This is a genomic window from Streptomyces sp. NPDC051636 (genome assembly GCF_044453765.1).
Lineage (GTDB): Bacteria > Actinomycetota > Actinomycetes > Streptomycetales > Streptomycetaceae > Streptomyces.
The window spans coordinates 57534-78729 of sequence record NZ_JBITDA010000011.1; the positions used below are offsets into that span (position 1 = coordinate 57534).

General features: G+C 71.4%; 19 protein-coding genes and 2 pseudogenes. 8 read left to right on the forward strand and 13 right to left on the reverse strand.

The window, feature by feature from the left end; genetic code table 11:
* Nucleotides 1–35 precede the first annotated feature (35 nt).
* The 4 genes from ACIBBH_RS20545 (at nucleotide 36) to ACIBBH_RS20560 (ending at nucleotide 3576) form a co-directional block, all read left to right on the forward strand.
* Nucleotides 36–749 carry a YitT family protein gene (locus tag ACIBBH_RS20545; RefSeq protein ID WP_399406541.1) on the forward strand — a complete coding sequence of 238 codons (714 nt, stop codon included), beginning with the start codon at nucleotides 36–38 and terminating at the stop codon, nucleotides 747–749.
* Nucleotides 746–1522 carry a glycerophosphodiester phosphodiesterase gene (locus ACIBBH_RS20550; protein ID WP_399406543.1) on the forward strand — a complete coding sequence of 259 codons (777 nt, stop codon included), beginning with the start codon at nucleotides 746–748 and terminating at the stop codon, nucleotides 1520–1522. Before ACIBBH_RS20545 ends, ACIBBH_RS20550 begins: the two co-directional genes overlap by 4 nt.
* Nucleotides 1523–1584: 62 nt before the next feature.
* Entirely contained in the window at nucleotides 1585–2934 is a 1350-nt protein-coding gene (locus ACIBBH_RS20555) for an MFS transporter (protein ID WP_399406545.1), read from the forward strand.
* Between the two features lie 267 nt (nucleotides 2935–3201).
* Nucleotides 3202–3576 (forward strand): RNA polymerase-binding protein RbpA, encoded by a 375-nt coding sequence (locus ACIBBH_RS20560; RefSeq protein WP_003977404.1) that lies wholly within the window; start codon nucleotides 3202–3204, stop codon nucleotides 3574–3576.
* A 113-nt stretch (nucleotides 3577–3689) separates the two neighbouring features.
* Here ACIBBH_RS20560 and fxsA read toward each other — a convergent pair whose 3' ends face one another.
* The 4 genes from fxsA to ACIBBH_RS20580 all read right to left on the reverse strand — a co-directional run bounded on the left by fxsA (nucleotide 3690) and on the right by ACIBBH_RS20580 (nucleotide 7748).
* Complete coding sequence (gene fxsA, locus ACIBBH_RS20565; protein WP_399406547.1) at nucleotides 3690–4247, reverse strand: FxsA family membrane protein; 558 nt, start codon at nucleotides 4245–4247, stop codon at nucleotides 3690–3692.
* Nucleotides 4248–4307: 60 nt separating this feature from the next.
* Entirely contained in the window at nucleotides 4308–5105 is a 798-nt protein-coding gene (locus ACIBBH_RS20570; protein WP_399406549.1) for a polyprenol monophosphomannose synthase, read from the reverse strand.
* Between the two features lie 536 nt (nucleotides 5106–5641).
* Entirely contained in the window at nucleotides 5642–7255 is a 1614-nt protein-coding gene (locus ACIBBH_RS20575) for an amidohydrolase (RefSeq protein WP_399406551.1), read from the reverse strand.
* 52 nt (nucleotides 7256–7307) lie between these two features.
* Nucleotides 7308–7748, reverse strand: coding sequence for an Lrp/AsnC family transcriptional regulator (locus tag ACIBBH_RS20580; RefSeq protein WP_399406553.1), 441 nt, complete (start codon nucleotides 7746–7748; stop codon nucleotides 7308–7310).
* A 267-nt stretch (nucleotides 7749–8015) separates the two neighbouring features.
* Here ACIBBH_RS20580 and ACIBBH_RS20585 point away from each other — a divergent pair, with 267 nt between their 5' ends.
* On the forward strand, nucleotides 8016–8459 hold the full coding sequence (locus ACIBBH_RS20585; protein WP_399406555.1) for a hypothetical protein: 444 nt from the start codon (nucleotides 8016–8018) through the stop codon (nucleotides 8457–8459).
* 1 nt (nucleotide 8460) lies between these two features.
* On the opposite strand, the gene ACIBBH_RS20590 is transcribed toward ACIBBH_RS20585, so the two are convergent.
* From ACIBBH_RS20590 to ACIBBH_RS20605, 4 genes and pseudogenes are all read right to left on the reverse strand, one after another.
* Nucleotides 8461–8637, reverse strand: a complete 177-nt coding sequence (locus ACIBBH_RS20590) for a hypothetical protein (protein WP_399406862.1) — start codon at nucleotides 8635–8637, stop codon at nucleotides 8461–8463.
* Between the two features lie 158 nt (nucleotides 8638–8795).
* Nucleotides 8796–9313, reverse strand: a pseudogene (locus tag ACIBBH_RS20595) (phosphotransferase family protein); the annotation flags it as partial.
* A 249-nt stretch (nucleotides 9314–9562) separates the two neighbouring features.
* A pseudogene (locus tag ACIBBH_RS20600) lies at nucleotides 9563–9826 on the reverse strand (hypothetical protein); the annotation flags it as partial.
* A 288-nt stretch (nucleotides 9827–10114) separates the two neighbouring features.
* Complete coding sequence (locus tag ACIBBH_RS20605) at nucleotides 10115–11287, reverse strand: acyl-CoA dehydrogenase family protein (protein ID WP_399406557.1); 1173 nt, start codon at nucleotides 11285–11287, stop codon at nucleotides 10115–10117.
* Between the two features lie 332 nt (nucleotides 11288–11619).
* On the opposite strand from ACIBBH_RS20605, the gene ACIBBH_RS20610 reads away from it, so the two are divergent.
* The gene (locus ACIBBH_RS20610) at nucleotides 11620–12855 is read left to right on the forward strand and encodes a glycoside hydrolase family 18 protein (protein ID WP_399406559.1); all 1236 of its coding nucleotides are present in this window, start codon (nucleotides 11620–11622) and stop codon (nucleotides 12853–12855) included.
* Between the two features lie 53 nt (nucleotides 12856–12908).
* Here the strand turns inward: ACIBBH_RS20610 and ACIBBH_RS20615 are convergent, their stop codons facing one another.
* The 5 genes from ACIBBH_RS20615 to ACIBBH_RS20635 all read right to left on the reverse strand — a co-directional run bounded on the left by ACIBBH_RS20615 (nucleotide 12909) and on the right by ACIBBH_RS20635 (nucleotide 18022).
* Nucleotides 12909–13568, reverse strand: a complete 660-nt coding sequence (locus ACIBBH_RS20615) for a TetR/AcrR family transcriptional regulator (RefSeq protein ID WP_399406561.1) — start codon at nucleotides 13566–13568, stop codon at nucleotides 12909–12911.
* A gap of 92 nt (nucleotides 13569–13660) precedes the next feature.
* Nucleotides 13661–13801 (reverse strand): SCO1431 family membrane protein, encoded by a 141-nt coding sequence (locus tag ACIBBH_RS20620; protein ID WP_399406563.1) that lies wholly within the window; start codon nucleotides 13799–13801, stop codon nucleotides 13661–13663.
* Nucleotides 13802–13908: 107 nt separating this feature from the next.
* Nucleotides 13909–15270 (reverse strand): peptidase C39 family protein, encoded by a 1362-nt coding sequence (locus ACIBBH_RS20625; protein ID WP_399406565.1) that lies wholly within the window; start codon nucleotides 15268–15270, stop codon nucleotides 13909–13911.
* Nucleotides 15271–15476: 206 nt separating this feature from the next.
* Nucleotides 15477–17006: an amino acid permease gene (locus ACIBBH_RS20630; protein ID WP_399406842.1), complete on the reverse strand. Its 1530-nt coding sequence runs from the start codon at nucleotides 17004–17006 to the stop codon at nucleotides 15477–15479.
* 59 nt (nucleotides 17007–17065) lie between these two features.
* Complete coding sequence (locus ACIBBH_RS20635; protein ID WP_399406567.1) at nucleotides 17066–18022, reverse strand: hypothetical protein; 957 nt, start codon at nucleotides 18020–18022, stop codon at nucleotides 17066–17068.
* 252 nt (nucleotides 18023–18274) lie between these two features.
* Between ACIBBH_RS20635 and ACIBBH_RS20640 the strand changes: the two genes are divergently transcribed.
* The gene (locus tag ACIBBH_RS20640) at nucleotides 18275–18895 is read left to right on the forward strand and encodes a uridine kinase (protein ID WP_399406844.1); all 621 of its coding nucleotides are present in this window, start codon (nucleotides 18275–18277) and stop codon (nucleotides 18893–18895) included.
* A gap of 428 nt (nucleotides 18896–19323) precedes the next feature.
* Complete coding sequence (locus ACIBBH_RS20645; protein ID WP_399406569.1) at nucleotides 19324–21189, forward strand: AAA family ATPase; 1866 nt, start codon at nucleotides 19324–19326, stop codon at nucleotides 21187–21189.
* Nucleotides 21190–21196 lie beyond the last annotated feature (7 nt).

Sequence of the window (21196 nt, forward strand, 5' to 3'; positions counted from 1 at the left end):
CATGGATGGCTTCTCTTTCCAAGCCACAGAGTGGCATGCGCCAGGCCACTACCACCACCGGGGGGGACCCTTTGTCCGTGAAGTCGTCCGTGAAGTCGTCCGCGAAGCAGCACGTGGCGAGGCGGTTGATCCAGTTGTACGCCGGGCTGGTGCTGTACGGCGTGAGTTCCGCGCTCCTCGTGGAGGCCGGTCTCGGTCTCGAGCCCTGGAACGTCCTGCACCAGGGCCTCGCGGAACTCACGGGACTGAGCATGGGCGTGGTGCTGACGATCCTGGGCGCGGCCGTCCTGCTGCTGTGGATCCCGCTGCGCCAGCGCCCGGGCCTGGGCACCGTCTCCAACGTCCTGGTCATCGGTCCCGCCATGGACGCCGGTCTGTCGGCGCTGCCCCACACGCACGTCCTGGCCGTACGGATACCGCTCCTCCTCGCCGGCATCGTGCTCAACGGCGCGGCGACCGGCCTCTACATCGCCGCGAACTTCGGCCCCGGCCCCCGCGACGGCCTGATGACCGGGCTGCACCGGCGCACGGGCCGCTCGATCCGCCTGATCCGTACCGCGGTGGAGATCACCGTCGTCGCCACCGGCTTCGTCCTGGGCGGCACCGTCGGTGTGGGCACCGTCCTGTACGCGCTGTCCATCGGCCCGCTGGCCCAGCTCTTCCTGCGCGTGTTCGCCGTTCCGTCGGCATCCGGAGGCAGCACGGTCGTTGCCAAGGGGATAGCGGAGAGGGTGATACTGCGTCCGTGAGCACGCTCGTACGCCACCCGTACCTGGACCATCCCGGCCCCATCGCCTTCGCCCACCGGGGCGGGGCCGCCGACGGACTGGAGAACACCGTGGCGCAGTTCCGCCGCGCGGTGGAGCTCGGCTACCGGTACATCGAGACCGACGTGCACGCCACGGCGGACGGCAAGCTGGTCGCCTTCCACGACGCGGCCCTGGACCGGATCACGGACGGGGCGGGCCGGATCGCCGACCTGCCCTGGGACGACGTCCGGCACGCGCGCGTGGCGGGCCGCGAGCCGGTGCCGCTCTTCGAGGAACTGCTGGAGACCTTCCCGGACGTCCGCTGGAACGTCGACGTCAAGGCGGAGCCCGCTCTGCGGCCGCTGCTGGCGCTGATCGAGCGCACGAACGCCTGGGACCGCGTCTGCGTCGGCTCCTTCTCGGAGGCACGGGTGCTGCGCGCCCAGCGGCTGGCCGGACCGCGTCTGGCCACGTCCTTCGGCACGCGCGGGGTGCTCAGCCTCCGGCTGCGCTCCTGGGGGCTGCCCGCCGCGGTGCGCCGGTCCGCGGTCGCCGCGCAGGTGCCCGAGTCCCAGTCGGGTGTCCAGGTGGTCGACCACCGCTTCGTCCGCGTCGCCCACGCGCGCGGGCTGCAGGTGCACGTGTGGACGATCAACGAGCCCGAGCGGATGCACCGGCTTCTGGACCTGGGTGTCGATGGCATCATGACCGATCACATCGAGATGTTGCGCAAGGTCATGGAGGACCGGGGCGTCTGGGTCTCAGCGGTCTGAGCACCCGGCCGCCGGGCCCGAGCCCTTCGCGCGGCACCATCAGCGGGGAAGCGAGGGCACGGGTGGGCACCGACACCGTGCGGACCCAGCCGGCCGACGAGGCCGGCGAGCGACGGCGCGAACAGCACGGCTGGTACTTCTACGACTGGGCGTGCTCGGTCTACTCGACGAGCGTGCTGACCGTGTTCCTCGGCCCCTACCTGACGTCGGTCGCCGAGTCGGCGGCGGACGCGGACGAATTCGTCCATCCCCTGGGGGTGCCGGTCCGGGCCGGGTCCTTCTTCGCGTACTCGGTGTCCCTGTCGGTGGTCCTGGCGGTCGTGGTGATGCCCCTGGTGGGCAGCGCGGCCGACCGCACGGGCCGCAAGAAGCCCCTCCTGGGGGCAGCCGCCTACGTGGGGGCCGCGGCGACGACCGGCATGTTCTTCCTCGACGGCGACCGCTATCTGCTGGGCGGCGTCCTGCTCGTCGTCGCGAACGCGGCGCAGTCCGTGGCGATGATGCTCTACAACTCCTACCTGCCGCAGATCGCCCCGCCCGCGGAACGCGACGCGGTCTCCTCCCGGGGCTGGGCCTTCGGTTACGCGGCGGGCTCCCTGGTCCTGATCGCCAACCTGGTGCTGTACTCCGCGCACGACACCTTCGGGCTCTCCGAGACGGCGGCCGTCCGGGTCTGTCTGGCGTCGGCCGGCCTGTGGTGGGGCGCCTTCACGCTCGTACCGCTGCGGCGGCTGCGCGACCGCCGGACCAAAACGGCGCGGCAAGCCACGGCGCCCGGGCTGCGGCAGCTCGCGGCCACCGTCCGGGACATGCGCCGCCACCCGCTGACGCTCGCCTTCCTGCTGGCGTACCTCGTCTACAACGACGGCATCCAGACCGTGATCTCCCAGGCCTCGGTCTACGGCTCCGAGGAACTGGGCCTCGGGCAGTCGACCCTCATCACGGCCGTGCTCCTGGTGCAGATGCTGGCCGTCGCGGGTGCTGTGGCGATGGGGCGGCTGGCCCGCACGTACGGCGCCAAGCGGACGATCCTCGGGTCGCTGGTCGCCTGGACGGTCACCCTGGGCGCCGGGTACTTCCTTCCCGCCGGGGCTCCGGTGTGGTTCTTCGTGCTGGCCGCGGGGATCGGGCTGGTGCTGGGCGGCAGCCAGGCGCTCTCCCGGTCGCTGTTCTCGCACCTGGTTCCGCCCGGGAAGGAGGCCGAGTACTTCTCGGCGTACGAGATGAGCGACCGCGGGATGAGCTGGCTCGGCCCGCTGCTGTTCGGGGTCACCTACCAGCTGACCGGGAGCTATCGCTCGGCGATCATCTCGCTGGTTGCCTTCTTCGTCATCGGGTTCACGCTCCTCGCGCGGGTCCCGGTGCGGCGGGCGATCGGCGAGGCGGGCAACCCGGTTCCGGAGAAGATTTAGCGCTCAACACGAAAGGGCGGTAGTGTACGCGTTTGGCCTGCCAGGCGTACCGTTACTGCGCGTCAAAGAAGCCGAAACGCTGGGTGACATCTGCTATCAGATGTGACAAACCGGGCGCCGGTGGGTACAACAAGGGGCGGCTACGACGGCGACGCATGACCCGGAACGGGACTCGGAACGGGAATCTTTACCGCCGACCGGACGTTGACCGGATGACGACGACAGCGACACCTGTCCTGTGGGCGACAAGCCCGGGAGGCACGATTCATGAGTGAGCGAGCTCTTCGCGGTACGCGCCTCGTGGTGACCAGCTACGAGACGGACCGCGGCATCGACCTGGCGCCGCGCCAGGCCGTGGAGTACGCATGTGAGAAGGGGCACCGATTCGAGATGCCCTTCTCGGTCGAGGCGGAGATCCCGCCGGAGTGGGAGTGCAAGGTCTGCGGGGCCCAGGCACTCCTGGTGGACGGCGACGGCCCCGAGGAGAAGAAGGCCAAGCCCGCGCGTACGCACTGGGACATGCTGATGGAGCGGCGCACCCGCGAGGAACTCGAAGAGGTCCTCGAGGAGCGTCTTGCGGTACTGCGCTCCGGGGCGATGAACATCGCGGTTCATCCCCGGGACAGCCGCAAGAGCGCCTAGTCCCTGCGGGACTGGGCGGTTTTTCAGCGCACGTGAGCAACCGCGGGCGCCGTACGTGAAGTCGGCGTACGGCGCCCGCGGTTTTTGTGCTGCACAGCCCCCCGAGGGAGCCCTCAGCGAGTCAACGGCGGCCGCTGCTCCCGCGGGGCGTCCCCCGGCTCGTCCCTGACGACCTCGCCCTGGACGACCTTGCCGTCGGGGTGGTGCATGCGCGCCTGCTGGAAGGCGTCGCCCAGGCTGCCGGGGGCGGCCTCGCGGAGTTTGCGGTCGAAGGTGCGCTCGGCGTAGCGGCTCAGGGCCTTCTGGACCGGCGGGACAAGGAGCAGCAAGCCCACCGCGTCCGAGATCAGCCCCGGGATCACCAGCAGCAGGCCGCCGAGCATCATCAGCCCGTTGCCGGAGCCCTTCGAGAGCGAGCCGCCCCGTTGCAACGCCTCGTTGAGGTTCTGGAAGGCGCGGCGGCCCGCCCGCTTGATGACCACGGAGCCGGCCACGAAGCCCGCCACCAGCAGCAGGAACACGGCGAAGCCGCTCGCCGCGCCCGCGACCACGGACAGCAGCCAGATCTCCAGTACCAGCCAGGCGGCGATCCCCAGCGGCAGGAACGTACGCAGCCGGGAGCGCCGGGGCCGGGCGGTGGGGTGCGGAGGGGTCGAAGCGCCAGTCGTCATGCGACCAGTGTGCCCGGACCCTGCTCAGCGCGGGATAAGGGGCTGATCAACAGGGACCGGTCACCGGGCCTGCTCGCCCTTGCCCGTGATCCTGCCCAGCCGCTCCCCCACGCCCCACGCCGTGACCCGCCACAGCGCCTCCACGACGATGTTGCGGCTCATCTTGGAGTCGCCGAGTTCCCGCTCGACGAACGTGATCGGCACCTCGACCACGTGGTAACCGGCCTTGACGGCACGCCGGGCCAGGTCGACCTGGAAGCAGTACCCCTGCGAGGCCACGTCGTCGAGGCCGAGACCCTCCAGGGTCTCGCGGCGGAAGGCGCGGAAGCCGCCGGTCACGTCGCGGATCGGCACGTCGAGCATGAGCCGCGAATAGGTGGAGCCGCCGCGCGAGAGGAACTCGCGGGACTTCGGCCAGTTCACCACCCGGCCGCCGGGCACCCAGCGGGAGCCGAGCACGAGGTCGGCGCCCTTGAGGGCGGTGAGCAGTCGGGGCAGTTCCTCGGGCTGGTGCGAGCCGTCGGCGTCCATCTCGACCAGCACGCCGTAGCCGTTGTCCAGGCCCCAGCGGAAACCCGCGAGATAGGCGGCGCCGAGGCCCTCCTTGCCCTTGCGGTGCAGCACCTGGACGTGGTCGTCCTCGGCGGCCAGTTCGTCGGCGAGCTTGCCCGTGCCGTCGGGGCTGTTGTCGTCCGCCACCAGCACGTGCGCCTCGGGGACGGCCTTGCGCACCCGGCCGACGATGGACTTGATGTTCTCCGCCTCGTTGTAGGTCGGGATGATCACCAAGGCCGTGCCGAGCGGACCGAACTGCCTCCCCCGGTCCTGTGCCGCGCGGGTCCCGTCGCCGTCGTTCACTGCTGCCCCTTCACATGTCGTACGCAGGGTCCACCATAGTGGCCGCCGCCTGCGCCGACGTGACAGCTCGTTCGTATGGTGGTGTCGATTCCCAAAGAGCGGGGTAAGAATGTGCTTTTCGGTCTACGCCCCGCTGCGGATGGGGGCCCGGCGCCCTTCGGGCCGACCTGGGACCCGCTGGCTGCGGATCGACCGAAAGCCGTTGTCTACTGAGCGCCCGGGCCCCACCCGGGTCACACCTTCCCGACCCGGTCGGAAGCGTTCCCGCGTCCGCGCGGGCGCTGAGCCTGGCTCCCAGCGACGGTGCCCGGTGCGGCACACCGTCCCTGACCCAGCGGCGCTGCGACGCGTGCGCGAAATGCTCCCCGGTCGGGCGTCCGGTGGTGGACTCGGCCGAACCTACCGGCCCGCCGCCGCTGGCTGTCAACAGCCGTCTGACCTGCGCAGACACGATCAATCGCCGGGTCAGAGCCGAGGATGCGCAGGTCGCGCGACGCAGCAGCGGCGGCCGATCGCCGCCGCGCCACCCCGGGAGATCACTCGCCCGGCCGTACGAACACCGTCCGTCCGCCCACAACGGTCCGCAGGCAGACCGGCAGGTCGCGGCCAGGGGTCAGATCGGGCAGTCCGGGGGTGCCCGAACGGGGATCGGTCGACCAGCGTGCGACGCGGTCGTCGGGGGCCTGGACGACGAGCGCGTCGGTACGCCAGACGGCGTAGTCGGCGGGCGCGCCGGGCACCAGGACACCCGCGTCGTCCCGCCCGACGGCCCGCCAGCCGCCGCGCGTGTGGGCGGTGAACGCGGCGCGTACGGAGATCCGGTGCCCGGGTGTGCGGTGGAAGGCGGCCGCGCGGACCGTGCCCCACGGGTCGAGGGGCGTGACCGGGCTGTCGGAGCCGAAGGCGAGGGGCACGCCGGCCCGCAGCAGAGCGGCGAAGGGGTTCATCGCGCGGGCCCGCTCCGCACCCACACGCCGGGCGTACATGCCGTCCTCGCCGCCCCACAGCGCGTCGAAGGCGGGCTGGACGGAGGCGGTCAGGCCGAGCTCGGCGAAGGCCGCGATCGTCTCGGGGGTGAGCATCTCGGCGTGCTCGACGCGGTGCCGGGCGGCGCGCACGCGGGCGAGCCCGACCTTCTCGGCGGCGGCCCGTACGCCCTCGACGACGGCGGTGACGGCGGCGTCGCCGATGGCGTGGAAGCCCGCCTGGAGGCCCGCTTCGGTGCAGGCGGCGACGTGCTCGGCGACGGCGGCCGCGTCGAGGTAGGCGGTACCGGTGTGGCCGGCGTCGGCGTACGGCTCGTGCAGGCAGGCGGTGTGCGAACCGAGGGCGCCGTCGACGAACAGGTCTCCGCCCGCGCCGAGCGCGCCCAGCTCCCGCGCCTTGGCGACACCTTCGTCGGCCCGTTCCGCCCAGTAGCCGAGCACGCGCGGTCCGGGCTGCTCGGCGGCGAGCCGCAGCAGGCCGGTGAAGTCCTCCTCGGAGGAGATCCGCGGTCCTCCGCACTCGTGCACGGACCCGATGCCGCGGGAGGCGGCGTGCGCGAGGGCGGCCCGCTGGGCCTCGGCGCGCTGGGCGGGGGTGATGGCGGCGAACGCGGCGGCGCGGACGGCGTGGTGGTCGTCGCGGGTGAGCGGGGCGTCGGCGCGGGACACCTCGCCCGGGACCAGGTCGAGCAGGGCCGTCGTGACGACCGCCGAGTGGACGTCGATCCGGGAGAGGTACAGCGGGCGCCCACCGGTGGCCGCGTCGAGCTCCGCGCGGGCCGGGGGGCGGCCTCCGGGCCAGCGGGCGGCGTCCCAGCCGTGCCCGAGCAGGACGCGGTCGTCCGGGCGGGCGGCGGCGAAGTCCCGTACGCGGGCGAGGGCCGCCTCCAGGGAGGGGGTGCCGGACAGGTCCAGGCCGGTCAGCGCGAGGCCGGTGGCCGTGGTGTGCACATGGGCGTCGGTGAACGCCGGGGTGACCAGGGCCCCGTCCAGGTCGACCACCTCGTCGACGCCGTCCGCGAAGGCGTCGGCGGCCCCCTCGGAGCCGACCCAGGCGACCTGGCCGCGCTCCACGACCATCGCGGTGGCGAAGGGGTCGGCGGGGCTGTGGACCTCTCCGCGGCGCAGGAGGACGGTCTCGGGGTCGGCGGGTCGTTCACTCATGACCGACAGTGTCTCGCGCGGGACCGGGTACGCCGCACGCGGGGCGGCCGGTTCAGATCTTCGGCGGCCGGGCCTCGTACGGTGTCGACAGCACCACCGTCGTACGGGTGGACACGCCGGCCAGGGTCCGCAGCCGGGCGAGGAGTTCCTCCAGCTCGTGCGGGGTGGCCACGCGCACCTTGAGGATGTAATTCTCGTCGCCCGCCACGCTGTGGCAGGCCTCGATCTCGGGGACGTCGGCGAGCCGGTCCGCGATGTCGTCGGGCGCGCTGGGGTCGAAGGGTTTCACCGAGATGAAGGCGGTCATGGGCAGCCCCACGGCCTCCGGGTCGACGACCGCGGCGTAGCCCCGGATGACGCCACGCTGTTCCAGCCGGCGCACCCGCTGGTGCACGGCCGACGTGGACAGGCCCGTGGCCTTGCCCAGGTCTGTGTAGCTCATCCGCCCGTCCTTGACGAGCAGCTGCACGATTTGACGGTCCAGCTCCTCCATGGCGCCAAAACCTACAGTGCGCTTGATCTCCTCGGATACCTGAGCACCCCAGGTCATACCCGGTTCGTGATGTCCCCGACAGCCGCTGTGGGCCATCTGGGGGACAAACACACCGCACCGGGCATCTGCGGGTGGCATGTGACGAACACCACACGTACCGAACAGGCTCCGTGATGTCCTCGTGATTACCGCCGAGAGCGGACGGGAAGTGCTTGCTGTGGTCGAGGCCGCAGCGCCTTCACGGCCCAGCCCGAGGGGGAGAATCCCATGCAGAATCTTAAGCGCCCTGGTCGTAGCATGCCCAAGCGGCAGCAGCCGGTCGTCGAGCCCGAGCCGGAGGGCGTCGAACCCGACGCCTTCGAGGACTCGGACGCCGAGGAACTCGACGCCTACGACACCTTCGAGATGTACCGGGTGATCTGCCCGGACTGCGCGCAGCCCATCGCCCTGCTCGCGGACGAGGAGGTCCTGCCGGAGCACGCGCTGTGCGCCTCGCCGTGGAACCCGTTCGGCCTCACGGTGTGTGCCGGTACGGGCCGTGCGGCGGCCGACGCCCGCCCCGCGGACGAGTCCGTCCAGCCCCACGAGCAGGACACCGCGCTCCTGCTGACGCTTCCGCAGGAGCTGAACTGGCGGACGCAGCCCTTCTCGCACGTCGGCGGCCCGGGCTCGCGCCCGATGCGCATGCCGGCGATGCGCCGGGCCGCCTGAGTCACCGCACCGCCTCCCAGTAGCTGCCCTGCGCCATGGCACGCAGACCGCCGTGGTGCAGGGTCAGCGTGTCCGGAACCGCCGGGAGGGGCACCTCGCCGAAGTGCACCTGGCGGTGGGCCACGCGCAGCATGACGATCGCGTGCCGCGGGGCCGCGTACAGGATGTGGACGTCCATGTCCCGCGGCGGGTGGCCGGTGAGGTCCGCGGAGCGGGCCTCGACCGGTCGCGGCGCAGGAGGTCCGGCAGGCCGCGCTGTCCGGAGGCGACCGTGAGGTCCTGGAAGCAGCGGTGCAGGTAGATCAGCCGGCCGAGGTCGACCTCGCGCGGGGCCAGGGCGGCCATCTCCCAGTCGAGGACGGCCGCGGGTGCGAAACCGTCGGACAGCACGTTCCCGATGCGCGCGTCGCCCCAGCTGAGCACGGGTACGCCCGGATCGCGTGCCAGAGGTCCGCAATCCGGCCCGAGCCGTCCTCGATCAGTGGTGAGCGGGTGACGCCGTCGACGATCCACTCGTGGGAGGCGCGCTGGGCGGTGACGTGCCGCCGAAGCGCGTCCCCCTCGCCCGGTAACGCGAGGAACCCGGCTTCCCCGGCCGGCACTTGGTCGTGCAGTCGGGCGAGGATCCCCACGGTGGCCGCCTCCACCCGCTCGCGCTCCTCGTCGCCGGCCGCGTGCAGCCGGTTGCCCGCGTAGGTGTACGGCATGACGCCGGACGGCACCCGTCCCTCGACGCGCTCCATGACGAAGAACGGGGCACCGAGCGGCCCGGGGTCCTCCTCCAGCCAGAGCAGGCGCGGCACGGGTACGTCCGTGTGCTCCGCGACCAGGCGCAGGGTGCGGTACTGGCGCACCAAGTCGTACTCCGGGAAGACGGTGTACGCCGCCGGATCCGCGGCGAGCCTCAACGCGCAGGCAGGAGCCGGCGGTTCGGGGTGCGATGCCGAAGAGCAGGGTCTCGCTGGACATGCCGCTGGAGGCCGGGACGGTGACCCCGACGACCCTGGCGCCGGGCAGGCGGGTGCCGAGCCAGTGAGGCGGCGGGCGAGGTCCTGCGGGTCGCGCGGGTGGTGGTGCGGGGGGTGCCGAGGTCATGCCCCCCTTCAACGGGCGACCGGGGCGAAGCCGGTGAAGCCGCTCGGGTCGTGCCGGCCGAACGAGCCGTGCTCGAAGATCCCGTGACCGACCTGCCCGTCCAGGCGGAAGCGGGCCGCGTGGTCGGTGACTGCGTAGGCGGCCAGGGGATGCGCCGAGGGATCCGAGAGGTCGTACGTACGCCGGTCGGTCCAGCCGCGTCCGCGCCAGGTGCCGTGCTGCCAGTCGTCGGCGGGCGGGTAGCCGGCGCCGACGGCGAGCGGGGAGGAGGAGGCCGGCCCCCGGGTGGGACGGCCGCGAACTCACGCCCGATTCCCGGGAGGGGTGACCTGTCCGCCGGTGCGGGCGTTGCCCTGGTATGACCCCCACACACTCGGCGACCGGGCGTCAGTACCGCGTGTTCGTCCCCCCGCCCGCAGGATCGGTTCCCCCGCCCCCGCAGGATCCCCCCATCTACCGCGACCTGCTGCGCGCCTGGGCCGAGCGGGGCCGCACCCTGCCGGGCCGCCACGACCCGGAATGGGTCAGGCTGGCGGCCCCGAGGGTCACCCTCGGGCAGTTCAGCGGCCTTCGGACCCCGCTACGTGACGGGCGATGACCATCCGCTGGATCTGGTTGGTGCCCTCCACGATCTGCAGGACCTTGGCCTCGCGCATGTAGCGCTCCACCGGGAAGTCCGCGGTGTAGCCGTAGCCGCCGAGTATCTGGACGGCGTCGGTGGTCACCCGCATGGCCGTGTCCGTGCAGTGCAGCTTGGCCATGGCCGCCTGCTTGGCGAACGGCCGGCCGGCGTCGCGCAGCCTGGCCGCCGCCAGGTACAGGGCGCGGCCCGCCTCGATCTGGGTGGCCATGTCGGCGAGCATGAAGCGCAGGCCCTGGAAATCGGCGATCGGGCGGCCGAACTGCCGGCGGTCGGTGGCGTAGGCGACCGCCTCGTCCAGCGCCGCCTGGGCCACACCGATCGCGCAGGACGCGATGCCCAGGCGCCCGGAGTCGAGCGCGGCGAGGGCGATGGCGAAGCCCTGGCCCTCCTCGCCGATGCGCCGCTCGTCGCAGACCCGTACGCCGTCGAAGTGGACCTGGGCGGTGGGCGAGCCCTTCATGCCCATCTTCTTCTCGGGCGCGGCGGCGCTCACGCCCTCCGCGTCGCCGGGCACCAGGAACGCGGTGATGCCGCGCGGGCCCTCCTCGCCGGTGCGCGCCATGACGGTGTAGAAGTCGGCGACGCCGCCGTGCGTGATCCAGGCCTTGGTCCCGTTGATCACCCAGTCGTCGCCGTCCCGGACCGCCTTCGTGCGCAGGGAGGCCGCGTCGGACCCCGAGGACGGCTCCGAGAGGCAGTACGCGCCGAGCAGTCCGCCGCCGAGCATCGCGGGCAGGTGCTCGACCTGCTGCTGCTTGGTGCCGTAGGTGGCGAGCGCGTAGGAGGAAAGGGTGTGCACGCTGACGCCGAGACCGACGGTGAGGCGGGCCGCGGCGAGCTCCTCCAGGACCTGCAGGTAGACCTCGTACGGCTGGTCGCCGCCGCCGTACTCGGAGTCGTACGGCAGACCCAGCAGCCCCGATTGCGACAACAGGGTGAATATCTCGCGCGGGAAGCGTCCGGCGTCCTCCTCGTCGGCCGCCGTGGGTGCGATCTCGCGCTGCGCGATGTCGCGGACGAGTGAGATCAGGTCCCTGGCCTCGTCCGTGGGCAGTTGCCGGTCCACCGGCTGCGGGGCGCGGTCGGGCATGGCGACGCTCTCCTCCCTGTCGGGCGCATCGGCGGACGTGCGCCTTGGGTGGGGCGGCGCCGCCTGGTCTGTCTGAGCCGGCCGATGCGCGCGCTCCCGGGTCTCGGAAGTCGCTGACCAGCGGCTGTGCGCTGTGAGTATGCCCGATCGGCGACCTCTCGTCACCAGTTAACGACCGCTCACTTCAAGAAGTCCACCCCAGACTTCGGACACCCCGAAATTGGTCCGAACCATTGACCGAGTGGTCTAGTCCTCCTACGCTCTCGGACCACCGCTTGACCGCGTTCATGCCAATCGGCGCGCGTTTCCCTCTCCCCCACGAGGAGCCACCGATGCACACTCCCCGCCGCCCGCGCCGCCGGGCGCTGCTCTCCGCCGCGTGTTGCGCCGCCCTCGGTGCCGGACTGCTCGCCGGAGCCGGCACGGGCACCGCCATCGCCAAGCCCGCCGCGCAGCAGGCCGCCGCCGGCTCGAAGGTCGTCGGCTACTTCACCGAATGGGGCACCTACGACCGCAAGTACTACGTCAAGAACATCGAAACCTCGGGCTCGGCGGCCCGGCTCACCCACATCAACTACGCCTTCGGCAACGTCACCGGCGGTAAGTGCGCGATGGGCGACTCCTACGCGGCGACCGACCGCGCCTACACCGCCGCCGAGTCCGTGGACGGCGTCGCCGACACCTGGGACCAGCCGCTGCGCGGCAACTTCAACCAGCTGCTGAAGCTGAAGAAGAAGCACCCGGGCCTGAAGATCCTCTGGTCCTTCGGCGGCTGGACCTGGTCCGGCGGCTTCGGCGAGGCCGCGAAGAACCCGGCCGCGTTCGCCCAGTCCTGCTACGACCTGGTGAAGAACTCCAAGTGGGCGGGCGTCTTCGACGGCATCGACATCGACTGGGAGTACCCGAACGCCTGCGGCAACACCTGCGACACCAGCGGGCGGGAGGCGTTCAGGAACCTGATGGCGGCGCTGCGCTCGAAGTTCGGCAGCAGCGCGCTGGTCACCGCCGCGATCACGGCGGACGCCACCAGCGGAGGCAAGATCGACGCGGCGGACTACGCGGGCGCGGCGCAGTACGTCAACTGGTACAACCCGATGACCTACGACTACTTCGGCGCCTGGGACGCGACCGGCCCGACCGCCCCGCACTCGCCGCTGACCTCCTACTCCGGCATCCCGAAGGCGAACTACACCACCTCGGCGACCATCGCGAAGCTGAAGGGTCTCGGCGTCCCCGCCTCCAAGCTGCTGCTGGGCATCGGCTTCTACGGCCGCGGCTGGACCGGCGTCACCCAGACGGCACCCGGCGGCACGGCGACCGGCCCGGCGGCGGGCGCGTACGAGCGGGGCATCGAGGACTACAAGGTGCTCAGGACCAAGTGCCCGGCGAACGGCACGGTGGGGGGCACCGCGTACGCCAAGTGCGGCAGCGACTGGTGGAGTTACGACACCCCGTCGACCATCGCGACGAAGATGACGTACAAGAACCAGCAGGGCCTTGGCGGCACGTTCTTCTGGGAGCTCAGCGGTGACACCGCGAGCGGGGAGCTGATCAAGACGATCAACTAGGCGTCACCCAGGGGCAGATCGGGCGGAGGCTCAGCGGGCCTCCGCCCGTCGCCTCAGGCCTGTCGGCGGGCCGCGGCGGGGGCCGGGTAGGCGGGGTCCAGTTCCTCGATGGCGCGCAGGGCGCCGCCCAGGGTCTTCACCAGCAGTGCCCGCATGGTCTCGTGGGACAGGCCGGGGTGGTCGATCCAGTCGAGGGTGGCGCCCTCGACGCTGCACACCCAGGCGAGCAGGCCCATGCGGGCCAGCGGAGCGATGTCTCTTCGCCCGTACGCCCCCTCGGCGATGGCCGCCACGATCGCCTCGCGCACGCCGTCCCGGATGGCGTGCACCTCGGCGTCGAAGCCGACGCCGCCGCTGACGATGGTGCGGTAGGCGGCCTGGTGGTGCTCGGCGTAGCGCAGGTAGCTGTCGATGGTGCGCTGTACGCGGTCCACGGCCGGCAGGTCGAGACCGCTCGCCGCGTGGGTGACCAGGCCGGCGACGGAGTCCTGGATGATCGCCAGGTAGTAGCCGCGCTTGGACTGGAAGTAGTAGTAGATCAGGCCCTTGGCGACATGCGCCTGCCGGGCGATGTCGTCCATGGACAGTGCGTCGTAGGACGTGTCGGCGAACAATTTCCGCCCGATGGCGATGAGTTCGGCACGACGCGCCGCGGAACGCTCGGTACCGCGCACCCGGGGACGGGCGGCGGCACCTTGTTGACTTCTATTCAATTCGAACCCTGGTCTCAACGGGCTGCGGGACATCGGCAGTATGTCAGAACAACTGCGACCGCTCCGTCGGCTTCAGGGCACGGGCGTCAGGATCACAGCAGCCCGAGCTGGGTCACGAGCATCGCGATCACCGCGACCAGGATCCAGCCCATGACATGCTCGACGATCTTGGGGCCGTCGTCCTGGGGGCCGCCGGTACGGGTGCGGGCGGCGGTGGCTGAGTGTGCGGTCATGGTGTCTCACTGAGGTCTGCTGGGCCGGGTGGACTCCCCCCACCGTTTCGTCCACCTTGCCACCCATGGCGGCTTTTATGGCAGAGACGTTGGTCACAGGCAGCCGCTCAGCACACGCCCACCGCGGCGAGCGCCCTGCGCCGGCGGGGGCTCGGACGGGCCGGGAAGTACAGGTAGCAGACGCCACCCGTGCCGGAGACGACCTTGCCACTGGCGTTGTACCGCTTGGTCCTCAGCCAGATGTTCTCGAACTCCCGCCGCAGGTACACGCGCCGCACCGCCGCGTCGTCCGGCGAGGCCGGGTCATTGGCGATCACGTCGCCCTCGGCGGTGAAACCGATCACCGTCATCAGGTGGCCCGAGGTGCCGTAACCGGCGCCCGTCAGCTCGGTCTTCAGAAACGACTGGGACGTTATGGCCGGGATGCCGGCCGCGATCAGCGTCTCCAGGTCGGTGAGCGAGCCGAGTCGGGTGACCACACTCTGGAGCCCCCGGTAGGTGGCCGCGTAGGCGGCGTTGAACGGCCAGTTGCCGCAGCCGGCGTACTGGTGGTCGTAGGTGTGGCGGGCCGCGTGGCACACCTGCGGGTCGGCGTAGGACGGGTCCACCCAGGACAGCTGCTCGGGGGTGAGCCGGCCGCCCCAGTACTCGATGATCATCTGCGAGGAGGTGGGGCTGCACCAGGCCTCGCCGCCGTTGTCGTACTCGGGGTACTGGCCCTTGTGGATCTCCTGCGAGTAGCGCGGGACGATCAGTTCCCGGGCCAGGCCGGGTGCGGACGCCGGGACGGTGAAGCGGTCCGGGATGTCGGAGCCCATGGCCCCGAGCCGCCGGACGACGGGGGTGACCTTGGTGCCGGGCTTGCGGTAGAGGGTCAGCCGCAGCCGGTACGACGCCAGGCGCAGGCCGGTGGCGGCGTCGTCGATGGCGAAGGTGTCCGTCCAGATGGTGCTCTTGCCGTCGGTCTGGTCGTCCACCGAGGTCCGCTTGATGTCCTGGTCGCCGGCCGCCCAGCGGCCCATCACGTACCAAGGGGTGTCGGTGCCGTCCGAGTACGTGCCCCGCAGCTCGACCTGGAGCCAGGTGCCGGCCGGGGTCTGCGCGTTCCAGGAAGCGATCGCCTCGGTGGCGGGGACGGCGAGCCGGTGCACCGGCGAGGTCCAGGTGGCGTACTCCCAGGCGGCGGTCGTCCCGGTGTGCGGGTCGGTGTACTCGGTGGTGCCGGCGGGGGCGCCGATCACGAGCCCGGGGCGGATGCCCGCAACGGCACGGGTGCCCTTCGCGGTGCCACCGCGCCAGTCGGAGTACGTCGTCCAGGCGCGGTAGTCGACAGGGCGGGCCGGAGTGTGGCCGGCGTCCTCGCCGTCGGCTCCCGTCGCTGCGGCCGCGGGGCCGGCGCCGGAGACCATCGCGGCGGCGACGGCCGCGGCCAGGACGGTTCTGCGGGACGGCTGTTCGGCTCTGTTCATGGGCGGAAGACCCCCAGGTGTCCGAGTCGGGCGGTCCGTTGCACGGCCGTGCGCCAACTATGGAGCAGGCGGCATGCCCCTGCCAGCACTTCGGCCCGTGCCACGCCCACCAATATTGGTCTGAGCCACTGGCGGCGTCCCACGGCACACGAACGGCCCCCGCGCACGCCCGTGAGGCACGCGCACCGGGGCCGGTGACGCGAGGGTCAGACGAGGTCCATCGCCGCGACCTCGTCCGGGCGGCCGTAACTGACCGGGCCCTGGAAGCGGCGGCGGGCGGCGGCGAACCACCACACCGTGGCCACCAGCAGGACGACGGCCAGTGCGATCGGCGCGTAGTTGAAGGAGTCGACGGTGATCGGAGAGGCCTGCGGCAGCATGAACAGCACGCTGCTGAGCAGGATCCAGACCACGGCCAGCCAGCCGATCGGCCGGCCCCAGCGGCCCAGGTGCCAGGGCCCCGGCTGGAACTCGTCGCCGAGCCGCAGCCTGAGGAAGATCGGCACCGCGTAGGCGAGGAACAGCCCCACGACGTTGACGCTGACGATCGCGGTGAACGCCGTGTGCGACCACCAGCCCGGCAGCACCAGCGCGAGCGAGCAGCCCACCGCCAGCCACACCGCCTTGACCGGGGTACGGGTGCGCGGCGAGACCGAGTGCCACCAGCGGGAGCCGGGCATGGCGCCGTCCCGGGAGAAGGCGAAGATCTGCCGGGTGTTACTGGTGAGGTTGGCGAGGCCGCAGAAGAGCATCGCGCCGATGACGACGAGCAGCAGCGCTTTCGCCCAGCCCATGCCGAGACCGTCGATGAGAATCTGGACGGGCGGCGCGGAGGAACTCGCCACCTGGCCGTAGTCACCAATGCTGTAGACCAATGCGAGCATCAGGATCAGCCCGGTGAGCGCCGAATACCCGATCGAGCGGGTGATCCCCTTCGGTGCGTTCACCGTCGCCCGGACCGTTTCCTCGGACATGTGGAAGCTGCCGTCGAAGCCGGTGAAGGTCCAACTGGTGACCAGCAGGCCGAGCATCCCGCCGTAAAGGCCGTTGGTGAAGCCGGTGTTGTTCACGAAATGCGTCACGAAGGACGCCGACTGGTGGTGGTCCGGCATCACGATCAGTGTGCTGACGATCACCACGAGTCCTATCAGCAGCCACCACACGGAAATCCGGTTGAGGAGGGCGACCAGTTGGACGGTGAAGGTGTTGGCGAGCCCCTGCAGCACGATGATCACGGCCGTGATCAGGACCGTCTGGTGGGCGGTGGGCTCGTAGGAGTCCCACTGCAGGGCGATGAAGGCCTGGATGAAGGTGGCGGCCGCGTATCCCGTGGCGGCGGTGCCGCCGATCTGTCCCACGAAGTTCAGCCAGCCCGTGTACCACGACCAGGCGCCCCTGTGGCGCTTGGCGAGTTTACCGGCGGAGAAATACAGCGCCCCGCTCGTCGGATAGGCCGAAGCCACTTCCGCCATGGCCGCGCCGATGAACAGCACCATGACGGAAACACCGATCCAGCCGAACACGAGAATGCGGGGGCCGCCCGCGTTCATGCCGTAGCCGAAGGACGAGAAAATACCCGAGATGATGTTGATGATGGTGAAGGAGATCGCGAAATTGTCGAACGCCTGGAAACGGCGGGTGAGTTTCCGCGGATAACCCATCGCATGCAGGGTGGCGTCGTCGTCGAGCACGACCGGGTCCTCTTTCCCGCGGGCTCTGGCCCGTGGGGTCGACATCCGTTCCGACACAGATCGACCTTTCTCTCGGTAGGGGGAGGAGCAGGGAGTCGGGCGGGTCAGGCGGGCCCCGGCACCGGCAGGCCGCAGGAGCGCCGGGCCCGGGAGAGCTGTTCGGCGGGGTCACCGAAGGCGCTCCAGGGCATGCGGGAGGCGTAGGGGCCCATCGCCGTGAAGACCGCCCGTGCCTCGAACTCGCGCTGGGCCATGACCAGCGCGTGCGCGAGGTACGCCAGGTCGAGCACCGGGGTGAAGCGGTAACCGGCCACGGTGGGCAGCCAGTTGTGGTAGATCGCGAGCGCCGTGGAGCGCCACTGGGGCTGCTCCCAGACGCGGTCGGCGAGCAGCTGGGTCGGGTTGTAGCTCTCCACCAGGGCGACCAGCGGCAGCAGCCGCAGCGGGGAGTCGGCGGGCGCCCGCTGGCTGAGGAAGGCGGCCACGTCCCAGGCCGCGTTGACCGAGCCGCCGTACCGCGTGAAGAAGCACGACAGGAAGCGGTGGTGGGCCTCGCGGTGCCACGGGTCGAGGGACAGGATGTGCGCGAACAGCCGCCAGGGGCCGGGCGGGGCGGTGAGCAGTCCGTTGGGCGCGGGGTCGCGGAGCCGGTGCAGCCGGGCCATGGCCAGCTTGGCGACCCAGGGCGTGGGGTCGGCCGGGGCCATGGCGGTGGCCCGGTCGCAGGCGGTCAGCGCGATCCGCTCCAGGGCCTCGGCCCGCTCGTCCCGGGCGTCGGCGGCCCTGAGCGCCCGCTGCACGGCCACCCGGGCCCACATCAGCGCCGCCTCGGGCGTCGGCTCCTCCGCCAGCCAGCGTTCCACGAGGTCGGTTCCGGCTGCCTCGGAGGCCAGGACCAGGGAGCGGTGGGCGCGCAGGCCGAAGTCCGTGCCCGTCTCCGCCAGGGCTTCACGGGCACTCCGATAACGTCCGGCCCGCACGTCGACGCATACGCTCGCGAGCAGACGGTCGTCGGCCGCCGGATGCCACACATACTGCCCTTCGAATAACTCCGCGGCCATCTACCCCTGTCCGTCCCCGTACGACGTTTCGCGGTTGCGCAGGAGGCACCTTACTCAGCGGCGGGCACAGCGGGAATGCCGAATTCGACAAATCGGTCAGCCGATCCGGGAAGTCAATGCAACGATTGGCACACGCCGCGGGACTCGTTCAAGACGATACGTTTCTCCCGGTCCGCGCGCCCGGCCGTCACAGGTCACTACTAGAATGTTTCCGGAAAACCCCCCACACCGCACCACACCTCGGGAATCGCCATTCACGACCTCGCCGCCCGGCTGCGCGCACTGCCCCCGTCCTGCGGGCCGGTCCGGCTCGTCGGCGTCGACGGGCACGCCGGCTCGGGGAAGTCCACGTTCTCCGGACGGCTGGCCGCCGCGCTGGGCGGGGCGCCGGTGCTGCACCTCGACGACATCGCGACCCACGAGGAGCTCTTCGACTGGACCGGGCGCCTGCTGGCCCAGGTGATCGAGCCGCTGGGCCGCGGCGAGACCGCGTACTACGCGCCGTACGACTGGCGCGCCCGGCGCTTCAGCGCACCCCGCCCGCTGCCACCCGCGCCCGTGCTCCTCGTCGAGGGAGTCGGCGCCGGCCGCCGCGCCCTGCGCCCGCACCTGGCGCGGCTGCTGTGGATGGAGCTGCCGCACGAGGAGTCCTGGGCCCGCGGACAACTGCGGGACGGGGCGGAACAGCGGGAGTTCTGGGCCGGATGGGTCGAGGCGGAACGCGCGCACTTCGCCGGGGACCCCTCGCGGCCGTACGCCGATCTTCTGGTACGGCAGTCACAGAAGGGGTACGAGGTGCTGCCGGGGCCCACCGCGCCTGCTGGACCGGACCAGGGTGTCACCCTGGGTGATGGACCGTCCGCGATGTGCTGAACGTGTGAAGACCCTTGTCCGAGAACTTTTCCGAGTGCTTCAACTCGGCTTGACCCGGGGACCGTACAGGTCTTACGTTCTCAATGTGCGGCCCTTGGGAGCCGCCCACACGCGCGAAGCCCCCGGTTGTTCCCCCGTGATCGGGGGCTTCGTTCTGCCCGCGGTCCGTTTCCGGCCGCCTTGCGCCGCCATCCGCTCACCCTCGGTCACCGCGCCCTGTGCGCCCCGTCTGCTCCCACCTCGTCGAACGGCTCGTGCGGCACCCTTCGGCGGGTGCGTACCGCGCGGGTACGATGCCCTCGGTGCGACCATCGAACGGCTGCTTCGCGCACCTGCAACTCCGGTCCGCGGCACAGCGGTTCGACCAAGGCGCCGCCGGGTGACGGTCCGGCGGTGAACCTACGGGGGCACGGTCTGTGGGGGACGTGATGGACTTCGGCACGCAGGGCCCCGAGGCCCCGGCCGACCTCGCCTGGCTGCGAGGTGTGGACGCCTACACCGTGGGCGCCTATCCGCAGGCGGAGGAGGAGTTCCGCGCCGCGGTGCGGATGGATGCCGGGATGGCCGACGGCTGGCTCGGGCTGCACGCGCTGCGGGTCGACACGACGACCGCCCTGCTGAGGATGTTCCGGCACCGGGACCGCTTCGGGGAGCAGCGCGCCCGGCACCGCCGGACCCTCAACTCCTGGTACTGGCTGGGCTGGTGGGTGCAGCCGGTCCTCGAAAGCCCGCGCGACCTGCTGCTCGCGCACGCCTCGCACTGGCTGGACGGCCGGCACGTCCCGGAACTGGACCGGGCCCTGGCCGGACTGCCACCGGTGGACGCCGACCCGCAGGTCCGCTTCCTGCACGCCTGCCGCGCCTACCTGGTCAAGGACTGGGAGCAGCTGGTCCGGCACACCGACCCGCTGCTCGACGATCCCCTGCTCGGTATCGAGGCGGGCCTGTTCGGCGGCATGGCCCGGGTCCGCCTGGAGATGTACGGGCAGGCCGAGCCGCTGCTGTCGGCGGCCCTGATGCGCTGCCGCAGCGAGCAGCCGCAGCGCAAGGAGCTCAGGTACTGGCTGGCCCGGGCGCACGAGGGCACCGGCCGCAGCGCCGCCGCACTCCCCCTGTACCGGGCGGTGCACCGGGTCGACCCCGCGTTCATGGACACCTCGGCCCGGCTCGCGGCGATCGCCGAGGGCGACGGGTACGACGACGCGGCCGGCTTCGCGGCGATCTCCCTCACCGGAGTCGGCCAGGACACCGTCGACGGCCCCGACACGCTGGACCCGCTCTTCGGCGCCGAGGGCCGCGACCTGCGGCTGACCGAGACCGACCTGCCGTCGGCCGGTGCGATGCCGTCGGTGACCGACCCGGCGGTGCGCGCGAAGACCGTTCCGGCGTCGTCGACGCTGCCCGCCGGGCCGACGGACCCCGCGTTGCTGGAGGAGGCGCTCGCCGAGCTGGAGCGCATGGTGGGGCTGGAGCCGGTGAAGCGGCAGGTCAAGGCGCTGTCCGCGCAGTTGAACATGGCCCGGTTGCGGGCCGGACAGGGCCTGCCGGTCCAGCCGCCCAAACGGCACTTCGTCTTCTCCGGCCCCTCGGGCACCGGCAAGACCACCGTCGCCCGCATCCTCGGCCGCGTCTTCTACGCCCTCGGCCTGCTCGGCGGCGATCACCTCGTGGAGGCGCAGCGGGCCGATCTCGTCGGGGAGTACCTGGGCCAGACGGCCGTGAAGGCCAACGAGCTGATCGACTCCGCGATCGGCGGGGTGCTGTTCGTCGACGAGGCGTACTCGCTGTCCAACTCCGGATACGGCAAGGGAGACGCGTACGGCGACGAGGCCCTGCAGGTGCTGCTGAAGCGGGCCGAGGACAACCGCGACCATCTGGTCGTGATCCTGGCCGGCTACCCCGAGGGCATGGACCGGCTCCTGGCCGCCAACCCCGGGCTGTCCTCCCGCTTCACCACCCGCGTCGACTTTCCCTCCTACCGGCCGCTCGAACTCACCGCGATCGGTGAGGTGCTCGCCGCGGAGAACGGTGACATGTGGGACGAGGAGGCACTGGACGAGCTGCGGTCCATCGCCGGGCACGTCGTCGATCAGGGGTGGATCGACGAGCTGGGGAACGGGCGGTTTCTGCGGACGCTGTACGAGAAGAGCTGCGCGTACCGGGATCTGCGGTTGTCGACGTATCCGGGGATGCTGACCCGGGACGACCTGGCGACTCTTCGGCTGCCGGATCTCATGCAGGCGTATGGAGAAGTGCTGTCGGGTCGGGGGCCGCAGGATCCGTCGGCCCTGTAGGTACTGC